This window comes from Leptotrichia sp. oral taxon 847 (assembly GCF_001553645.1).
Classification (GTDB): domain Bacteria; phylum Fusobacteriota; class Fusobacteriia; order Fusobacteriales; family Leptotrichiaceae; genus Leptotrichia.
The window spans coordinates 2,043,326-2,060,269 of record NZ_CP014231.1; the positions used below are offsets into that span (position 1 = coordinate 2,043,326).

Sequence of the window (16,944 nt, forward strand, 5' to 3'; positions counted from 1 at the left end):
AAAATGAAAAAATTTATTTTAATGTTATCATTATTTTTAGTATTTGTATTGTCTTGTGGGAAAGGTAAGGAATTTGTTGTGAAACCATTAAATGGAGCGCAAGATTTAGCAGGAGCTGCACTTCCAGAATTTGAGCTAAAAGATTTAGATGGGAAAAAAGTAAAAAGTACGAAAATTTTCAAAAATGGAAAAAAGACTTTGTTTATAGTCGCAGCTGAATGGTGTCCACATTGTCGTGAAGAAATCCCTGAAGTACAAAGATTTTATGAAAAGAATAAAGATAAAGTAAATGTAGTTGTGGTATTTACAAATGCCAGATCAAGTTTGGGAAAAACTCAAGCATATATGAAAGAAAACGGATATACGATACCCGCATATTATGATGAAAATGGAGAAATCCTAAGAGGATTTGACGTACAAGGATTCCCATTTAATTTAAAAATTAATGGTGATAAAGTCGAAGAAGAATTGGAGTTGCCAGTGGATGAAGATTCACTTACAAAAACTTTTATGAATTAATTTCTTTACATAAAAAAAAATGTATGATATAATATTAAGGAATTTAAACTATGAATATCAGTTTGCCACTATATTCTTGGTTTAGATAATAAAATTAGGAGGAAATTATAAATGGCATTAACATCGAAAAAAGAAATTATTGAAAAATTTGGAAAAAACGCTCAAGATACAGGTTCTGCTGAAGTTCAAATAGCTTTGTTGACAGATAGAATCAGTCACTTGACAGGACACTTAAAAGTACATCCTAAAGATGTTCATTCAAGAGTGGGATTATTAAAATTAATCGGAAAAAGAAGAAGATTATTAAACTATGTTAAAAATAGAAATGTAGACGATTACAGAAATTTAATCGAAAAATTAGGAATCAGAAAATAGTGAATATATAAGGAGCGTACTAGATATGCTCTTTTTTTTGAAAAATAAAAAGAACAAAGGAAAGGAGAGCATGGTATCTATATAGTTTTATATATTTATCCTGCAAAAAATATGTTAAAATTTTTTCTTACAGTATTTAAAAATATTTTGTCAATTTTTCCGCTGAAATGGCGATACAAATTTTTTGAAAAAATAGGACTATTAGCATATTTTTTAGTAAAAAAAAGACGAGAATTAACACTAGAAAATATAAAAAACGCTTTTCCCCAAAAAAATGAAAAAGAAGTCAAAAGAATAGCCAAAGAATCATACAAAACTATGGGAAAAATGATAATGACTTCAATTTTTTTGGAAGAAATTACAAAAGGTGAAAATACTGTAGTTGAAAACGAAGAATTGATGAAAAAAGCGATAGAAATAGCAAAAGACAAGGCAGTTTTAATTGTTTCGCTCCATTTAGGCGGATTTGAGGCGGGAAGTAAAATGGAAAATTTGAGAAAATTTTATGCCGTTTTCAGAAAACAAAAAAATGAAAAAATTAATGATTTAATGTCCGAGTGGCGAAAAAAAGGCGGATTAAATTCCATCCCGTTGCACGAAAGTCGGCTTTTAAGTAAGGCTATAAATGAAAAATCCATAATTGCATTAGCTTCAGATCACTACGGGAAAGATGTGGAAGTTGAGTTTTTTGGTAGAAAAACAACAGCGGTTGCTGGACCTGTACTTTTGTCGATTAAGCATAAAGTACCGTTGGTATTAGCTTATGCGGTATTTGATAAAAATAATAAAATAATTGTAAAAAATAAAAAGATTATTGAGATAGAAAAGCAGAGCAAGTTAAAAGAAACTATGAAATTTAATATGCAAAAAATTTACAATGAATTTGAAGAAATAATTAGAGAGTATCCAGAGCAATATATGTGGCAGCATAAAAGATGGAGAAAAAAAAAGTAAAAAAAGATTTAAAATGAGAAAAGAATATTTTTATTCAATTCAAAATTTTAAATCTTTTTATTTTTCCCGCTTTGATTTTATAAAGTGTATAAAAGTAATTATTTCTTTTTTTTCAGAGTCGCTAAAATTTTCGGAATTTAAAATATATCTGTCCAAATCATCGTTTGGTGCAATATCGTTTTGTTTATTCAAAAAATAGGTTGCAATTGTTCCAGTAATCATTCCAAAGGTACCAATTCCAATGAGCATTAGAAAGATGGCAACAAATCTTCCAATATAAGTCTTAGGAGAAATATCCCCATAGCCAACTGTAGTTGCTGTGACGAATGCCCACCAAAGGCTGTCGCCATAATTCATTTTTTCCACATAGGAAATGACAAGAGCTGAGATTATAATTCCAAGTCCCGCCATAATTAATAGATAAATTAACCCATTTAATTTTAAAAATTTTTTTACTTTTTTATATGTCTTTTTTACAAAAAGATAAAATCGAGATAATTTTAAATGTCTAAAAATTTTTGCAAATTTTCTAATTTTAAAAATTCTAAACAATCTAAAAATTGAATAATATGGAATTATTGAAATTAAATCGGGAATATTGTTTTCAATAAAATCAGCTTTGTGCTTAGCAAATATAAATCTTATGATATAATCAACGGCGAAAATCAAATAAATTGAAAAATCAATAAATTCCAAAAGAGGATTTTTTGAAATATGAATATCGCCGTGTAAATCAAGGAGTGTTGTGGCAAAACTGTAAATTGCAAGAAAAATAAAAAATATTTGATAATTTATCTTAAATTTTTTATTTTTATTAATATCACTTTTGATTTTATGTATTTTATTCTTCAAAAAAAACTCCCTTATTTAATAACTTTTCTATAAACTACAAGAAGAGGATTCCAAACACTCGCATTTGTTGGAGAGTAAGCAAAATCAATTTCGATAAATTTTTCAATTGGTATTTCAAAAGTGATAACAATTGCAATTTGGTCGATAAATTGTGCGACAGCTTCAAAACCAACCATTGCACCACCCAAGACAACTTTTTTATCTTTATCATAAACAATTTCTGCACTTGCAGGAAACGAATCTGCGAATCCAGAGTTTTTATACATCGCTTTCATTTTTACGACGTCAGCATTGTATCCAAGCTCAGTTGCTTCTTTTAACGACAACCCAGTTTGTGCCAATTTTATATCATAAAATGAAGTGGCAAATGAGCGGATTAATCCTTTCCAGCTTATATTTTTTCCAGATAAATGTTTAGCCAACATCATTCCGTGTTTATTTGCAACATCTCCAAGTGGCTCAAATAAATTTCTGTCAGTTTTGTAATACTTATTAAATACACAATCTCCAATTGCGTAGACATCGTCTATATTTGTTTCAAATTTGTCATTTACGACGATTTTTCCACTGTCAGTTTTTAATGTTTTAGGTAAAAAATCTATGTTTGGAGTAACTCCTATACTAAATAATGCGATATCAAAGTCAATATTTTCAGATGTATCCAATTTTACTGATTTTGCAATATTATTTTCAGAGTTTATGGCAACGACACCAGAATTTAATTTTAGATTTATATCTTTTTCTTCAAATTTTTTGTAAATTTTTGTCTTTAAATCTTCTGAAATTGTCGGAAAAATTTCCTTTGCTTTTTCAACCACAGTAACATTAAGTCCATTTTTTTTGAAAGATTCTGCCATTTCAATTCCAGCAAATCCAGCGCCAATCACAATTGCATTTTTTAATTTATTTTTATTTTGAGTAAGGTATTCTTTGATTTTAAAAGCGCTTTCAGCGTGAGATAACGTAAAGACATTTTCTAAATTTGGAAAATATCCTTCAATATTTGGAACAAATGATTTTCCACCGACAGCGATTATAAGTTTGTCATAAGAAAAAGTTCCATTAATTTCATTTCCCTTTATTTCAAGTGTTTTATTTTCAAAATCAACGCTTTTAACTTCGTGATGAATTTTTACATTAATTCCTCTTTTTATAAAATCTTCAGGTGTACCGTGCAAGACATCACTTTGTTTTAATTCGTCAGCGATAAAGTAAGGAGTTGGACACCCTGCCCAGGCTACATAGCTTGATTTTTCAAATAAGAAGATTTCATCGTTTGGATTTGCTTTTTTATATTGAGTGGAAAACATCATTCCGGCAGCTCCTCCACCAATTACAGCTATTTTCATAAAATTACCTCTTTTCTATTTGTTTTTTAATTTGTTAAATAAGTATCGAAGTCGGCTCGCTACCATATTTATACCGACTTTATTGTCTTTTCCACGTGGAATTATTACATCGGCGTATCTTTTAGATGGTTCTACAAATTCTAAGTGCATAGGTTTTACAGTTTTAATATATTGATTTTTTATACTTTCAAAACTTCTAGCTCTTTCATTTAGATCTCTTTCTATTCTTCGCAAAAGTCTTTCGTCATCATCTGTATCTACAAATATTTTTGCATCAAATAAATTACGTATTTTTTCAATTGCTAAAACTAAAATCCCTTCCACAATAATCAAATTTGCTGGCTCTATATGTTCAGTTCTGTTTACTCTGTTGTGAACTTGAAAATCATAAATAGGTTTTTCGATAGATTTATTGTTTTTTAATGCGAGAATGTGAGTTTCAAGCAAATCAAAATCTATCGCGTCCGGATGGTCATAATTTAATGTAACCCTTTGTTCGTAGGTCAAATGATCATTTCTTTTGTAATAGGAATCTTGTTCAAGAAGTATTGAGTGAATTCCTTTTTTTTCCAAATTTTTAATAATTGCATGAGTTACACTAGTTTTTCCTGAACCTGTTCCTCCTGCAATTCCGACAATAATCGTTTTATAATCCATAAAAATTACATCCTCCGTCTAATATTTTTTCCTGTATAAAGTATATAATAGGTATTAATTTTTTTCAATATTAAATTTCAAGTTTAAAAAAAAGAAATATTTCTAAAATTAGCATTAAAATTAGAAATATTTTCTTTATCAATAATTAATAATTATCTTGAATAAATTTTTGTCAATTTTGCAATTTTTCCAGCTAATTCATCTGTTAATTGATTTGGTTTTAATCGCCATTGCCAGTTTCCAGATGCAAGTCCTGGTGTATTTATACGAGCATAGCTGTCAAGCCCTAAAAAGTCTTGAATAGGAGCAATTGCAATGTTTGCGACTGAACTCCAAGCTCCTCTTATAGCATCCCAATGGATATTGTTGTCATTTGTTGAATTTAGATAATCTCTTGCAAATTGTCTGTCTTCTTCTTTTGCTTTTTCAAACCATCCAACAATTGTGTCGTTGTCGTGAGTTCCTGTATAAACTACGCAGTTTTTATCGTATGTATGTGGCAAATAGTCGTTTTCTTCACTTGAATCAAAGGCAAATCCTAAAATTTTCATTCCTGGAAAGCCTGTTGCATTTCTTAAATCAATAACTCCTTGTGTCATTGTCCCTAAATCTTCAGCAATTATAGGTAAAGTTCCAAGTTCATTTTTAATTGCGTTAAATAAGTCTATTCTAGGACCTGGACACCAAGTACCATTTTCGGCAGTTTTATCTCCATAAGGAACAGCCCAGTATTCATCAAATCCTCTAAAGTGATCAATTCTTATTATATCGCAAGTTGTAAGATTAGCTTTTACTCTGTCAACCCACCATCTGTAGTTAGTTTCTTTTAATTTTTTCCAGTCGTACAAAGGATTTCCCCAAAGTTGTCCTGTTGCACTGAAATAGTCAGGCGGAACTCCTGCCACTTTAACTGGCTTTTTATCTTTGTCAAATAAGAAAATATCAGTATTTGCCCAAGTGTCGGCACTGTCAGCAGCAACAAATATTGGAATATCTCCAATGATTTTAATCCCGTTTTCATTTGCATATTTTTTTACAGCTTCCCATTGTGAGAAGAATAGAAACTGAATGAAATTGTGATATTCAATGTCGTCAGAAAGTTCATTTTTATATTTTTTAATAGCTTTTGGCTCTCTATTTTTAATATCTTCTTCCCATTCATTCCACGCAAGTCCTCCAAAATGGTTTTTTAGTGAAATGTAAAGGCTGTAGTCATCAAGCCACTGTGTATTTTTAGATTTAAAATCTTCAAATTTTCTTTTTAATTCATCATTTGAATTAGTTTTGTAATTTTCATAAGCTTTTCGTAGTAGCGGATATTTGTTGTGATAAATTGCACCGTAATCAACAAATTCTTCATTTTCACCAAAATTTACACCTTCAAGATCACTTTCTGAGAGTAAATTTTTTTCGATTAGTAAATCAAAATCAATTAAATAAGGATTTCCTGCAAATGAAGAAAAACACTGATAAGGCGAATCTCCATAACCTGTAGGTCCAAGTGGGAAAATTTGCCAAAGTTTCTGATTAGATTTTTTTAAAAAATCTATAAAATTAAAAGTTTCTTTTCCAAGTGTTCCGATTCCGTATTTTCCTGGAAGTGAAGTAGGATGTAATAAAATACCAGAACTTCTTTTAAACATAATAGTAGCCTCCTAAAATTATTTATAAATATATTTAAAATCTATATTACTTAAAATATACTATATTTTTTTTAAAAAGTCAACTTATACGGAAAAGATATTATAAAAAATATTAGATATTCGAATATCTTGACTATGTGAAAAAAATGTTGTAATATTAAAGTGTAATGTAATAAAGAGAAATAGGAGGAATCGGAATGAAATTATTAACAATCAATACACATGGGTGGTTGGAAGAAAATCAAGATGAAAAAATGGAAACACTGGCAAAAGTGATTGCTAAGAAGCAATACGATGTGATTGCAATGCAAGAAGTAAATCAGCTTATGAACAGTCCGATTATTTACGATGACATTCGGAGTGATAATTATGGATGGAAATTGCTGGAAAAGCTGGAAAAGTACACGGATACTGATTATTATTATCATTGGAGCAATTCTCACATCGGTTTTGGAAAATATGACGAAGGAGTGGCAATTATTACAAAGCATCCAATAAAAGATGAGGATGAATTTTATTGCACCTTTTCACAATCTGTCAGAGTTATTAACGCAAGAAGAATTGTGAGTATAACTTTAGATTACGAAGGACAAAAAATAGAGTTTTACAGTTGTCATATGAATTTGCCAAATTGTGAAACAGAAGATATGGGAGAAAATATTCGGACAATTTTGAAAAGAACGAAAAATGATAATTTAAAATTTTTGATGGGAGATTTTAACACAGATGCAATACATAATCAAGAAGCTTATCAAAATATAATAAATCAAGGATTATTTGACACTTATAAGTTAGCCGAAAAAAAAGATAGCGGAATAACAGTCAATAAAGAAATTGATGGTTGGGCAACTAGCGGTTCTAAAAAAAGATTAGATTATATTTTTTCAAATAAGAAAATAAAAGTTTTGGAAAGTAAAGTTATTTTTAATGGGGAAAATGAAGAAGTAGTATCAGATCACTTTGGATTGGAAGTAGAAATTGAGTTATAAAATTTTCATTTTTATAAAAGATAAAAAAATTTAAAAAGTTTTACGTAAATGTCTTGACAAATGAAAATTATGAGGTATAACTAATATGTAAAATAAAATTTATTATAAATATTTTAGGAGGTTAAAATTATGATGAAAAAAATTCAGCGATTTGGTGGAGCGATGATGGCACCGGTTCTGTTATTTGCATTCACTGGTATAGTCGTAGGATTATCTTCTGTATTTACTAATACAGAAGTTATGGGAAACATTGCTAAAGAAGGAACAGCATGGTACAATTTTTGGTATGTGATATCTGAAGGTGGTTGGACAGTATTTAGACAAATGCCAATATTGTTTGCAATAGGATTACCAATCAGTTTAGCAACAAAGACAAATGCAAGAGCATGTATGGAAACATTTGCATTATACACTACATTTAATTATTTTGTGTCAGCAATATTAAAAGTTTTTTATGGAATAGATGCAGCTAAGCAAGTAGCAGATAAAGTAACAGGATATTCTGCAATAGGTGGAGTTCCAACATTGGATACGAACTTATTTGGTGGTATCTTAATAGCGGCATTAGTAGTATATTTACATAACAAATATTTTGATAAAAAATTGCCTGATTTCTTAGGAGTATTCCAAGGTTCGGTATTTGTATATATAGTAGGGTTTGTAGTTATGATTCCTTGTGCATTCTTAACCGTATTAATTTGGCCTAAATTCCAAATGGGAATTAGTGCATTACAAGGATTTATGAAAGCTTCAGGAATCTTCGGAGTATGGATCTATACATTCTTAGAAAGAATATTAATTCCAACTGGATTACACCATTTTGTTTATACACCATTTGTATTTGGTCCAGCAGCAGTACCTGATGGAATTCAAGTTTTCTGGGTTCAACATATAAAAGAATTTGCTCAAAGCACACAGTCACTAAAATCTTTATTCCCACAAGGTGGATTTGCATTACACGGAAACTCAAAAATATTTGGAGCGCCTGGAATAGCACTTGCTATGTACGCTACCGCAAAATCTGATAAGAAAAAGGCTGTAGCCGCATTATTAATACCTATAATATTCACAGCAGTAATTTCAGGTATAACAGAACCATTAGAATTTACATTCTTATTTATAGCTCCAGTATTATTTGCAGTTCATGCTTGTTTGGCAGCAACAATGGCAGCAACAATGTATGCTTTCGGAGTAGTTGGAAATATGGGTGGAGGATTATTAGACTTCTTCTTCTTAAACTGGATACCTATGTTTAAAAATCACTCTGGAACAGTAATTACTCAAATAGTAATAGGATTAATCTTTACCGTAATTTACTTCTTTGTATTTAGATTCTTAATTTTAAAAATGGATTTAAAAACTCCAGGTAGAGAAGATGATGATGAAGAAATGAAACTTTACACAAAAGCTGATTATAGAGCTAAACACGGTGAAGGAGATGGTAAAGGTGGTGCATCATCAGCAGAAGATGAATATGCTCGAAAAGGTGCAATTATTCTTGAAGCATTAGGTGGAAGAGAAAATATCGAAGAACTTAATAACTGTGCAACTAGACTTAGAGTAAGTGTAAAAGATGCAGATAAATTATTACCAGATGCAGCCTTTAAAGCAGCAGGAGCTCACGGTGTAGTTAGAAAAGGAACAGCTATTCAAGTAATCATTGGATTGTCAGTACCTCAAGTAAGAGAAAGAATTGAAGACATGATGAAAAAAGGATAAAAATAAAATTTGATAAATAATTAAATTTAAATTTTATAAAAAAATTGAGAAAGAATTTTCAAAAGTCAAAAATTTTAAGATTTTAATTTTAAGGTTTTAAAATACAGGATTTGAGAAAGTTCTTTCTTTTATACAATTGGATTTGTTAAAGCGTTTGAAAAAGTTTCAAAATAAAAGAAAAAGAGGTTATTTCAAAAATAATATAACCTCTATTTTTTGTATAAAAATTACCTTTTTGCAATAGCAGTGAAAGTAAATTTCTCAGGATGATGAATAATAGTTTCATATTGAAATAATGTGCCGTTTGACAAATAGGCGTGAGTTTCGATGACGACAACCATATTTATATCTTTTAATTTGAGATATTTTTGTTCTTCTGGAGTGATCTTTCTGAAATTAATGTCTCTTCGAGAGTATCCAATCTTTAGTTTCAAATCTTTCTCCAAATATTCATATATTGACTTTCTGGCAATCTCTTCATTCAAGAATGGCACAATTCTTCTGTCAAAAAAACTTGTGGAATAATTTAAGACTTCACCGTTTAAAGAATTAGTACGGACAACTTTGTAGAAATCGGCACTTTCAGAAACTTGAAATTCTTTCATTAATTTCTTATCTCCTTGAACAATATATAAGCTGATTAAGTCAGTTTCAAGATTAATATTTTGAAGTTTATTGAGTTCCTGCACAGTTTGAATTGAAGTCAGAGAAATATTTTCTAAATTTTTTTTCTCCAGTACAATTGATTTTTTCCCCTTCACTTTTTGAATAAAACCTTCAGCTTCCAGCATAGAAAGAGCTTTTCTCACGGTAAGTTTAGAAAAATTATAATCTTTTGCCAAGTCATCTTCTTTTTTTAAAAAATCTCCTGGTTTGATAATACCATTTTTAATTTTGTCTTTTATATCATAATATACTTTTTCATATTTAGTCATTTGTATAAACCTTTCATATCATTTTTATATATTATACAATAAATTTATTTAAATAACAACTAAAAATAAAAAGATTTATATAATAATAATAAATATCAAAAAAGATTTATATAAACCTATTGACTTTTTAAAAATTTATGATATAATAATTACTGAAATGAGAAAACAAAAAATATATAACTAATAAATTATAGGAGATGATTATTTATGAAAAAATTTTCAATTGTAGTAGCTGGTGGAGGGAGTACATTTACTCCAGGGATTGTTTTGATGTTGTTAGAAAACTTGGATAAATTCCCGATTAGACAGATAAAATTTTATGATAATGATGCCCAAAGACAAGAAGTTATTGCAAAAGCATGTGATATTATAATAAAAGAAAAAGCACCTGATATTAACTTTGTTTATACAACAGATCCTGAAACTGCATTTAGTGACATAGACTTTGTTATGGCACATATAAGAGTTGGAAAATATGCAATGCGTGAAAAAGATGAAAAAATACCTTTAAGACACGGAGTATTAGGACAAGAAACTTGTGGACCTGGAGGAATTGCTTACGGAATGCGTTCAATTGGTGGAGTTATTGAATTAGTCGACTTTATGGAAAAATATTCACCAAATGCTTGGATGTTAAACTACTCAAATCCTGCGGCAATTGTGGCAGAAGCAACTAGAAGACTACGTCCAAATTCTAAGATATTAAATATTTGTGATATGCCAATTGGAATTGAACTTAGAATGGCTGAAATGTTAGGATTAAAATCGAGAAAAGAAATGGTAGTGAGATATTTTGGATTGAATCATTTTGGATGGTGGACAGATATTAGAGATAAACAAGGAAATGACTTAATGCCTGCATTAAGAGAAAAAGTTGCGAAAGTCGGATATAATGTGGAAATTGAAGGTGAAAATACAGAAGCAAGCTGGAATGACACATTTACAAAAGCAAAAGATGTGTTTGCAGTTGATCCGACAACAATGCCAAATACTTATTTAAAATATTATTTATTCCCTGATTATGTAGTAAAACATTCAAATCCTAATCACACAAGAGCAAATGAAGTAATGGAAGGAAGAGAAAAATTTGTATTCGGTGAATGTAGAGCAATCGCTGAAAAAGGAACTGCAAAAGACAGTAAACTTCACGTAGATGATCACGCTTCATACATAGTTGACTTGGCAAGAGCAATAGCATACAATACTAAAGAAAGAATGCTGTTAATTGTAGAAAATGACGGAGCAATCTCAAACTTTGATCCAACTGCAATGGTTGAAATTCCTTGTATAGTAGGTTCAAATGGGCCTGAAAAAATTGTTCAAGGTAAAATCCCTCAATTCCAAAAAGGATTGATGGAACAACAAGTATCAGTTGAAAAATTGACAGTAGAAGCATGGATCGAAGGTTCATACCAAAAACTTTGGCAAGCAATCACATTGTCAAGAACTGTACCGAGTGCATCTGTTGCAAAAGCAATATTAGATGATTTAATCGAAGCTAATAAGGACTTCTGGCCAGTATTGAAATAGATTACATCTGAATAATTTTAAAATGAAAATAAATTTTTAGTGCTTGAAATGTTAATTAGTTTATGATATAATTATTTAGAAAAATGACCATTCAGCGTGGTATGGTAAAATAAATTGCAAAAATAAAGGCACTGCTATTGAAGTAGTGTCTTTTTTTGTGATATAATATTATATTGTCAAGAATGCAAACTTGACAATGAATCCACGCTGAATGGAGGTGGTAAAAATGAATTGGGATTTTACTATTTTGATAGCTATAATCGTATTATTTTTGATTATTAGTAAAAAATAGTTAAAATTCATCATCGACATCACCTTAATGCCTGTCAATCTGTATATTTAGATTGACAGGTTTAAAAAAATGACTTTATTGAATATGAAGGAGAAAAATATGGATATAAAAAAATTAGATAAAAAATGGTGGAAAAAAGAAGTTGGATATCAAATTTATCCAAGAAGTTTTTATGACAGTAATAACGATGGAATTGGGGATTTGAATGGGATTACAGAAAAGTTAGATTATTTGAAGGATTTAGGAATAACGCTTATTTGGGTTTGTCCGATATTTAAGTCGCCAATGGATGACAATGGGTATGATATTTCAGATTATTATGATGTGAATCCTGAATTTGGGACAAAGGAAGATTTGGAGAGATTGATTGCGGAGGCTGAAAAAAGAAGAATAAAAATAATTCTAGATTTAGTAATTAATCATACTTCTGATGAGCACGAGTGGTTTTTGGAAGCATTGAGAAATCTTGAAAGTAAGTATAGAGATTACTATATTTTTAAAAGAGGAGAAAACGGATTGCCACCGACAAACTGGAGAAGCCATTTTGGAGGTTCTGCCTGGGAAAAAGTTGAAGGGGAAACAGATGAAAACGGGAATGAAATGTATTATTTGCATTTATTCTCAAAAAAACAGCCTGACTTAAACTGGGAAAATCCTGAAGTCAGGGAAGAGCTTTATAAAATGGTAAATTATTGGCTTGAAAAGGGAATTGCTGGATTTAGAGTTGATGCAATTAATTCAATAAAAAAAGATGTGAGATATTTGAATTTACCTGTTGATGGAGCGGATGGATTCGCCTACAGTATTAAATATACGTTAAATCAACCTGGAATTGAGGAATTTTTGGGTGAATTAGCGAAAAAAACTTTTAAAAAGCATAATTGTATGACTGTGGCTGAAACGCCGTTGTTGGAGTATGAAAGATACAATGATTTTATTGGTGAAGATGGGTTCTTTTCGATGATTTTCGATTTTAGTTATTCTGATTTGGATATGACAAAAGGTGGATTTTACTATTCATTACGAGATATTCCAACTGTGGAATTGAGAAATAAGATTTTTGAAAGTCAGTTGACACAGCAAAAATACGGATGGGGAGCACCATTTTTGGAAAATCACGATTTACCAAGAAGTTTGAATAAATTTTTCGGTAAAAAAGCAAATATTTTGAACGCTAAACTACTAGCAAATTTGTTTTTCTTTTTGCGTGGAACTCCATTTATCTATCAGGGACAGGAAATTGGAATGGATAATTTTGTGAGAAATGATATTTCTGAATTTGACGACATTGCAAGTAAAGATCAATATCAACGGGCTTTAGGAGAAGGATTTTCATCTGAAGAAGCGTTGTATTTTGTAAATAAACGAAGCCGTGACAATTCAAGAACGCCTATGCAATGGGATAACAGTAAAAATGCTGGATTTTCAAAAAATAAAGACTCAAAATCGTGGATAAAATTAACAGGAAGCCAAGCCGCAACAAATGTAGCAGACCAAATAAATAACAAAAATTCAATTTTTTTACACTACAAAAAAATGATTGATTTACGACAAAATGGGAAATATTCAGATTGCTTGACTTTTGGGGAATTTGTTCCAGTAAAATTGGAAAATGATGAAATAATTGCATATGTAAGAAAATATGAAACTCAAAAAGTTCTTTGTATTAGCAATTTTTCTAAGTTGAAACAAGAAGTTAAATTGAGTGAAATTGCGAGAGTTCTTGGAGAAAAAGAAATTAAAATTGGAGGGATTTTGATTAATAATTTTGAAGGGCTTGAGAATAATGGAGAGAAAGTTGTTCTTGAAGGGTTTCAAAGTTTGTTAGTTGAAATTTAACAATAAAATTTAAGGTAAGATTTTTTCAAGAATTGAATAAAAATAAAAATAGAACTAAAGATAATTGATTACTCGGAGGAAAAATGAAAATAAAAGGAATATTATTTGATTTTAATGGAACAATGCTTTTTGATAGTGCTTTACAGGAAGATGTATGGAAAAAATTTTTAAGAAGCAAAATTGGTAGGGAAATAACAAATGAAGAAATTCATAAGTATATTCATGGTGGAAATAATAAAACTGTACTTTCATACTTTTTTAACAAAGATTTTTCAAATGAAGAAGTTCAAAAACTAGGAGAAGAAAAGGAAAGCATGTATCGGGATATGTGCCTAAAAGATGAGAAAATGTTCAAATTAGTAAAAGGATTGCCAGAATTTCTTAATAAGTTAAAAGAGGCTGGTATTCCAATTACTATAGCAACAGGTGCTCCGATAAGCAATGTAAAATTTTATTTTGAACATCTAAATTTGGGCAAATGGTTTGATATAAATAAAGTTGTTTATACTGACGGAAGTTTTAAAGGAAAGCCAGAACCAGATATTTTTTTGAAAGCAGCCAAAAATATAAATGTGGATATTGAAAACTGTGCAGTATTTGAAGATGCGATACTTGGAATAGAGGCGGCAAAAAGGGCAAATGCTGCAAAAATTATAGCTGTTTCCTCGACTCTTGAGAACAATAAATTATTATCAATTGACGGGATTTCGTATGTTATAAAAGATTTTACGGAAATATCAATAGATAATCTGTAATTTAAAAATAAAAAAAGAAAAAACTGACTTTTATTCTTAAAAATAGGAATATCAGACAGTTTTTTTTAAATCCTCAATTTAACCCAATAATTTAAAATTCAATTCAAAGATTTTAAATATAAATTTTATCCCTTTTATCTATTTGAACAACTAAAATAAGTAATTCATTTTCCTCAATTTTTACAATAATTCTATAGTTTTCAACTCGATATCTCCAAAATCCTTTTAGATTATATCTTAAAGCTTTTCCAAATTTTTTTTGATTATCTGTATCGAAAAGATTTTGATCAATATATTTTAAAATTTTTGATTTCATAGAATTATCTAGTTTATTTAGTTGTTTCTGTGCTTTTTCAGAGTACATTAGACTATATTTCATTTTCCAACCCTAATTTTTTTATTAAATCTTCGTGGCTAATCCAGTTTTCTCTGTTGTCTTTTTCTTCTTCATAAGCCTCAACAGCCAATTTATAGTCTTCTTCATCTTCGATTTTTTCAAGAATTAAATCTAACATTACTTGGTTTAAATTGATATTATTTTCCTTAACATAATTGTTTATTTTATTTTCTATGTCAGGATTAGCATTTATAGAAACGGTTATCATTGATTTCACACCCCTTCTTATCATTTTCATTAATGTAATTTTAACATAAAAAGAAAAGAAAAGCAATAAAAATGTTATTTTTTCTAAAATTATCATAAAAATAAGTTTTTTTAAGTTTTTATTGAAAAAGTAAAAAATATTAGGTATAATGTAATATATGAAAAAATTTTGGAAGGAGGATGTGGACAAAAAAGTTCATAAAATTATGAAAAATATAGAAAAGTTAAGAAAAGTATTAAAAATATCATATTTTCTAATAATTGTGGCAGTTGGTTTGATATTGACATTTCCAAAAGAATTGAAACCAAATGAGTGGAAACTTTACATCGTTGACAGTTATTTGATAACAACAGTTGGTTTGACAATTGGAGGAGCTTTGATTGGAATATTTTTGGGGATGTTTTTAGCATTTTTAAAATTTTTGAGAACAAACTTTCCAGTTTTTGATATGATAAAAGAAATAATAATTGATGAATACATAGATATAATGCGTGGAACGCCTATGATATTACAATTACTTATACTTTCAGTACTTATAAAATTATTTGCTAACTATTGGATAGCGATGATTGCACTAGGATTAAATAGTGCTGCCTATGTTGCAGAAGTAGTTCGTTCGGGAATTGAAAGTATTGATAAAGGACAAATGGAAGCGGCAAGGGCAACAGGTATGCCTTACAAAATGGCAATGAATGAAATAATTATGCCACAAGCGATAAAAAATATATTACCCGCACTTGTAAATGAGTTTATTACATTATTTAAAGAAACGTCAGTTGTGGGATATATAAGTGTTGTTGATATAACAATGAATAGTAACGGACTTCAAGCAACTTATTACAGTGTTGGACCAATACTATTTACAGGTATTATTTATTATGTGAGCGTAAAAATATTTTCATTTTTAGGAAGAATGCTGGAAATGAGGTTGAGAAGAAATGACTAATTCGAAAGATTTAACTCAAATAAAAAAAGAAATTAACACAAATGAAATGATTAAAATAAAAAATCTTAAAAAGTCATACGGTAAATTGGAAGTTTTAAAAGGAATTGATACAAAAATAAGAGAAGGTGAAGTAATTTCAATAATAGGACCGTCTGGTTCAGGAAAATCAACTTTTTTAAGATGTATTAACAGACTTGAAGAGCCAACTTCAGGGCAAATTTTTATACATGGGACGGATGTTTTAGGAAAAAAAGTAAACATAAATAAAATTCGTGAAAATGTAGGAATGGTTTTTCAGCATTTTAATTTATACCCTCATAAAACCGTGTTGGAAAATATTATTTTGGGTCCAATAAAATTAAAAAAAGTTTCAAAAGGTGAAGCTATAAAAAAAGCGATTGAATTATTAAAAAAAGTTGGTTTGGAAGATAAAAAAGATGTCTATCCAAATAAACTATCAGGTGGACAAAAGCAAAGGGTAGCAATCGCAAGAGCACTAGCGATGGATCCACAAATTATGCTGTTTGATGAGCCAACAAGTGCGCTTGATCCAGAAATGATAGGAGAAGTTCTTGCTGTTATGAAAGAACTTGCTCAAGCAGGGATGACAATGATAGTAGTTACTCATGAAATGGGCTTTGCAAGAAATGTTGCAAATAGAGTATTTTTTATGGATGATGGATATATTTTGGAAGATGATTCACCAAAAGAGGTTTTTGATAATCCAAAAAACAGTAGGACAAAAGAATTTTTAAACAAAGTTTTAAACCCAATTGATTAAAAAAATGAAAGAATAATTTCAAAAAAATAAATCAAAAATTTCAAAAAATGAAAATTGTTATTAAATAATGATTTTAAGAAGTTTACATAGATTTGTATAAGTTTACATAAATCAATTAATATAGCGTTTTTTTACTATATTTATACAAAATTTATACAAAAAGTTTGTATTCTTTAGAGTTAAATATGATTTTAAATATAAAAA

At 29.3% G+C, this 16,944-nt stretch carries 17 protein-coding genes; 10 read left to right on the forward strand and 7 right to left on the reverse strand.

Annotated features, from left to right (window positions below; all coding sequences use genetic code 11):
- The first annotated feature begins 3 nt into the window (after nucleotides 1-3).
- The 3 genes from AXF11_RS09645 to AXF11_RS09655 all read left to right on the forward strand — a co-directional run bounded on the left by AXF11_RS09645 (nucleotide 4) and on the right by AXF11_RS09655 (nucleotide 1,848).
- On the forward strand, nucleotides 4-519 hold the full coding sequence (locus AXF11_RS09645) for a TlpA family protein disulfide reductase (RefSeq protein WP_068157678.1): 516 nt from the start codon (nucleotides 4-6) through the stop codon (nucleotides 517-519).
- A 111-nt stretch (nucleotides 520-630) separates the two neighbouring features.
- Nucleotides 631-894: a 30S ribosomal protein S15 gene (gene rpsO / locus AXF11_RS09650; protein WP_068157681.1), complete on the forward strand. Its 264-nt coding sequence runs from the start codon at nucleotides 631-633 to the stop codon at nucleotides 892-894.
- A 111-nt stretch (nucleotides 895-1,005) separates the two neighbouring features.
- Nucleotides 1,006-1,848 carry a lysophospholipid acyltransferase family protein gene (locus AXF11_RS09655; protein ID WP_068157683.1) on the forward strand — a complete coding sequence of 281 codons (843 nt, stop codon included), beginning with the start codon at nucleotides 1,006-1,008 and terminating at the stop codon, nucleotides 1,846-1,848.
- 57 nt (nucleotides 1,849-1,905) lie between these two features.
- Here AXF11_RS09655 and AXF11_RS09660 read toward each other — a convergent pair whose 3' ends face one another.
- The 4 genes from AXF11_RS09660 to malQ all read right to left on the reverse strand — a co-directional run bounded on the left by AXF11_RS09660 (nucleotide 1,906) and on the right by malQ (nucleotide 6,349).
- The gene (locus AXF11_RS09660; protein ID WP_068157686.1) at nucleotides 1,906-2,700 is read right to left on the reverse strand and encodes a potassium channel family protein; all 795 of its coding nucleotides are present in this window, start codon (nucleotides 2,698-2,700) and stop codon (nucleotides 1,906-1,908) included.
- A gap of 11 nt (nucleotides 2,701-2,711) precedes the next feature.
- Complete coding sequence (locus AXF11_RS09665) at nucleotides 2,712-4,049, reverse strand: FAD-dependent oxidoreductase (protein ID WP_068157689.1); 1,338 nt, start codon at nucleotides 4,047-4,049, stop codon at nucleotides 2,712-2,714.
- A 15-nt stretch (nucleotides 4,050-4,064) separates the two neighbouring features.
- Complete coding sequence (gene udk / locus AXF11_RS09670) at nucleotides 4,065-4,706, reverse strand: uridine kinase (RefSeq protein WP_068157692.1); 642 nt, start codon at nucleotides 4,704-4,706, stop codon at nucleotides 4,065-4,067.
- 152 nt (nucleotides 4,707-4,858) lie between these two features.
- A complete protein-coding gene (gene malQ, locus AXF11_RS09675; RefSeq protein ID WP_068157695.1) occupies nucleotides 4,859-6,349 on the reverse strand; it encodes a 4-alpha-glucanotransferase in 1,491 nt (496 codons plus the stop codon).
- A gap of 197 nt (nucleotides 6,350-6,546) precedes the next feature.
- Between malQ and AXF11_RS09680 the strand changes: the two genes are divergently transcribed.
- A complete protein-coding gene (locus AXF11_RS09680; RefSeq protein WP_068157697.1) occupies nucleotides 6,547-7,338 on the forward strand; it encodes an endonuclease/exonuclease/phosphatase family protein in 792 nt (263 codons plus the stop codon).
- A 129-nt stretch (nucleotides 7,339-7,467) separates the two neighbouring features.
- A complete protein-coding gene (locus AXF11_RS09685) occupies nucleotides 7,468-9,057 on the forward strand; it encodes an alpha-glucoside-specific PTS transporter subunit IIBC (protein ID WP_036059312.1) in 1,590 nt (529 codons plus the stop codon).
- A 227-nt stretch (nucleotides 9,058-9,284) separates the two neighbouring features.
- Here AXF11_RS09685 and AXF11_RS09690 read toward each other — a convergent pair whose 3' ends face one another.
- Nucleotides 9,285-9,992, reverse strand: coding sequence for a GntR family transcriptional regulator (locus tag AXF11_RS09690; protein WP_068157699.1), 708 nt, complete (start codon nucleotides 9,990-9,992; stop codon nucleotides 9,285-9,287).
- A gap of 207 nt (nucleotides 9,993-10,199) precedes the next feature.
- On the opposite strand from AXF11_RS09690, the gene AXF11_RS09695 reads away from it, so the two are divergent.
- The 3 genes from AXF11_RS09695 to AXF11_RS09705 all read left to right on the forward strand — a co-directional run bounded on the left by AXF11_RS09695 (nucleotide 10,200) and on the right by AXF11_RS09705 (nucleotide 14,408).
- Nucleotides 10,200-11,522, forward strand: coding sequence for a 6-phospho-alpha-glucosidase (locus tag AXF11_RS09695; RefSeq protein WP_068157702.1), 1,323 nt, complete (start codon nucleotides 10,200-10,202; stop codon nucleotides 11,520-11,522).
- Nucleotides 11,523-11,913: 391 nt separating this feature from the next.
- The gene (locus AXF11_RS09700; RefSeq protein WP_068157705.1) at nucleotides 11,914-13,653 is read left to right on the forward strand and encodes a glycoside hydrolase family 13 protein; all 1,740 of its coding nucleotides are present in this window, start codon (nucleotides 11,914-11,916) and stop codon (nucleotides 13,651-13,653) included.
- 83 nt (nucleotides 13,654-13,736) lie between these two features.
- Entirely contained in the window at nucleotides 13,737-14,408 is a 672-nt protein-coding gene (locus AXF11_RS09705; RefSeq protein ID WP_068157708.1) for an HAD family hydrolase, read from the forward strand.
- 112 nt (nucleotides 14,409-14,520) lie between these two features.
- On the opposite strand, the gene AXF11_RS09710 is transcribed toward AXF11_RS09705, so the two are convergent.
- Together AXF11_RS09710 and AXF11_RS09715 are read right to left on the reverse strand one after the other, a co-directional pair.
- The gene (locus tag AXF11_RS09710) at nucleotides 14,521-14,787 is read right to left on the reverse strand and encodes a type II toxin-antitoxin system RelE family toxin (RefSeq protein ID WP_068157711.1); all 267 of its coding nucleotides are present in this window, start codon (nucleotides 14,785-14,787) and stop codon (nucleotides 14,521-14,523) included.
- Nucleotides 14,777-15,013 carry a DUF6290 family protein gene (locus AXF11_RS09715; protein ID WP_015769735.1) on the reverse strand — a complete coding sequence of 79 codons (237 nt, stop codon included), beginning with the start codon at nucleotides 15,011-15,013 and terminating at the stop codon, nucleotides 14,777-14,779. The genes AXF11_RS09710 and AXF11_RS09715 overlap by 11 nt, the downstream gene beginning before the upstream one ends.
- 181 nt (nucleotides 15,014-15,194) lie before the next feature.
- Here AXF11_RS09715 and AXF11_RS09720 point away from each other — a divergent pair, with 181 nt between their 5' ends.
- Nucleotides 15,195-15,959: an amino acid ABC transporter permease gene (locus tag AXF11_RS09720; RefSeq protein ID WP_231724704.1), complete on the forward strand. Its 765-nt coding sequence runs from the start codon at nucleotides 15,195-15,197 to the stop codon at nucleotides 15,957-15,959.
- A 46-nt stretch (nucleotides 15,960-16,005) separates the two neighbouring features.
- Complete coding sequence (locus AXF11_RS09725; RefSeq protein WP_068158398.1) at nucleotides 16,006-16,740, forward strand: amino acid ABC transporter ATP-binding protein; 735 nt, start codon at nucleotides 16,006-16,008, stop codon at nucleotides 16,738-16,740.
- Nucleotides 16,741-16,944: the final 204 nt, after the last annotated feature.

Coding starts and splice junctions, on each gene's coding strand:
- AXF11_RS09685 (WP_036059312.1), top strand. CDS start 7,468: ATGATGAAAAAAATTCAGCGATTTGGTGGAGCGATGATGGCACCGGTT.
- AXF11_RS09715 (WP_015769735.1), bottom strand. CDS start 15,013: ATGATAACCGTTTCTATAAATGCTAATCCTGACATAGAAAATAAAATA.
- malQ (WP_068157695.1), bottom strand. CDS start 6,349: ATGTTTAAAAGAAGTTCTGGTATTTTATTACATCCTACTTCACTTCCA.
- AXF11_RS09690 (WP_068157699.1), bottom strand. CDS start 9,992: ATGACTAAATATGAAAAAGTATATTATGATATAAAAGACAAAATTAAA.
- AXF11_RS09725 (WP_068158398.1), top strand. CDS start 16,006: ATGATTAAAATAAAAAATCTTAAAAAGTCATACGGTAAATTGGAAGTT.
- AXF11_RS09665 (WP_068157689.1), bottom strand. CDS start 4,049: ATGAAAATAGCTGTAATTGGTGGAGGAGCTGCCGGAATGATGTTTTCC.
- AXF11_RS09705 (WP_068157708.1), top strand. CDS start 13,737: ATGAAAATAAAAGGAATATTATTTGATTTTAATGGAACAATGCTTTTT.
- AXF11_RS09710 (WP_068157711.1), bottom strand. CDS start 14,787: ATGAAATATAGTCTAATGTACTCTGAAAAAGCACAGAAACAACTAAAT.
- rpsO (WP_068157681.1), top strand. CDS start 631: ATGGCATTAACATCGAAAAAAGAAATTATTGAAAAATTTGGAAAAAAC.
- AXF11_RS09655 (WP_068157683.1), top strand. CDS start 1,006: ATGTTAAAATTTTTTCTTACAGTATTTAAAAATATTTTGTCAATTTTT.
- AXF11_RS09695 (WP_068157702.1), top strand. CDS start 10,200: ATGAAAAAATTTTCAATTGTAGTAGCTGGTGGAGGGAGTACATTTACT.
- AXF11_RS09645 (WP_068157678.1), top strand. CDS start 4: ATGAAAAAATTTATTTTAATGTTATCATTATTTTTAGTATTTGTATTG.
- udk (WP_068157692.1), bottom strand. CDS start 4,706: ATGGATTATAAAACGATTATTGTCGGAATTGCAGGAGGAACAGGTTCA.
- AXF11_RS09680 (WP_068157697.1), top strand. CDS start 6,547: ATGAAATTATTAACAATCAATACACATGGGTGGTTGGAAGAAAATCAA.
- AXF11_RS09700 (WP_068157705.1), top strand. CDS start 11,914: ATGGATATAAAAAAATTAGATAAAAAATGGTGGAAAAAAGAAGTTGGA.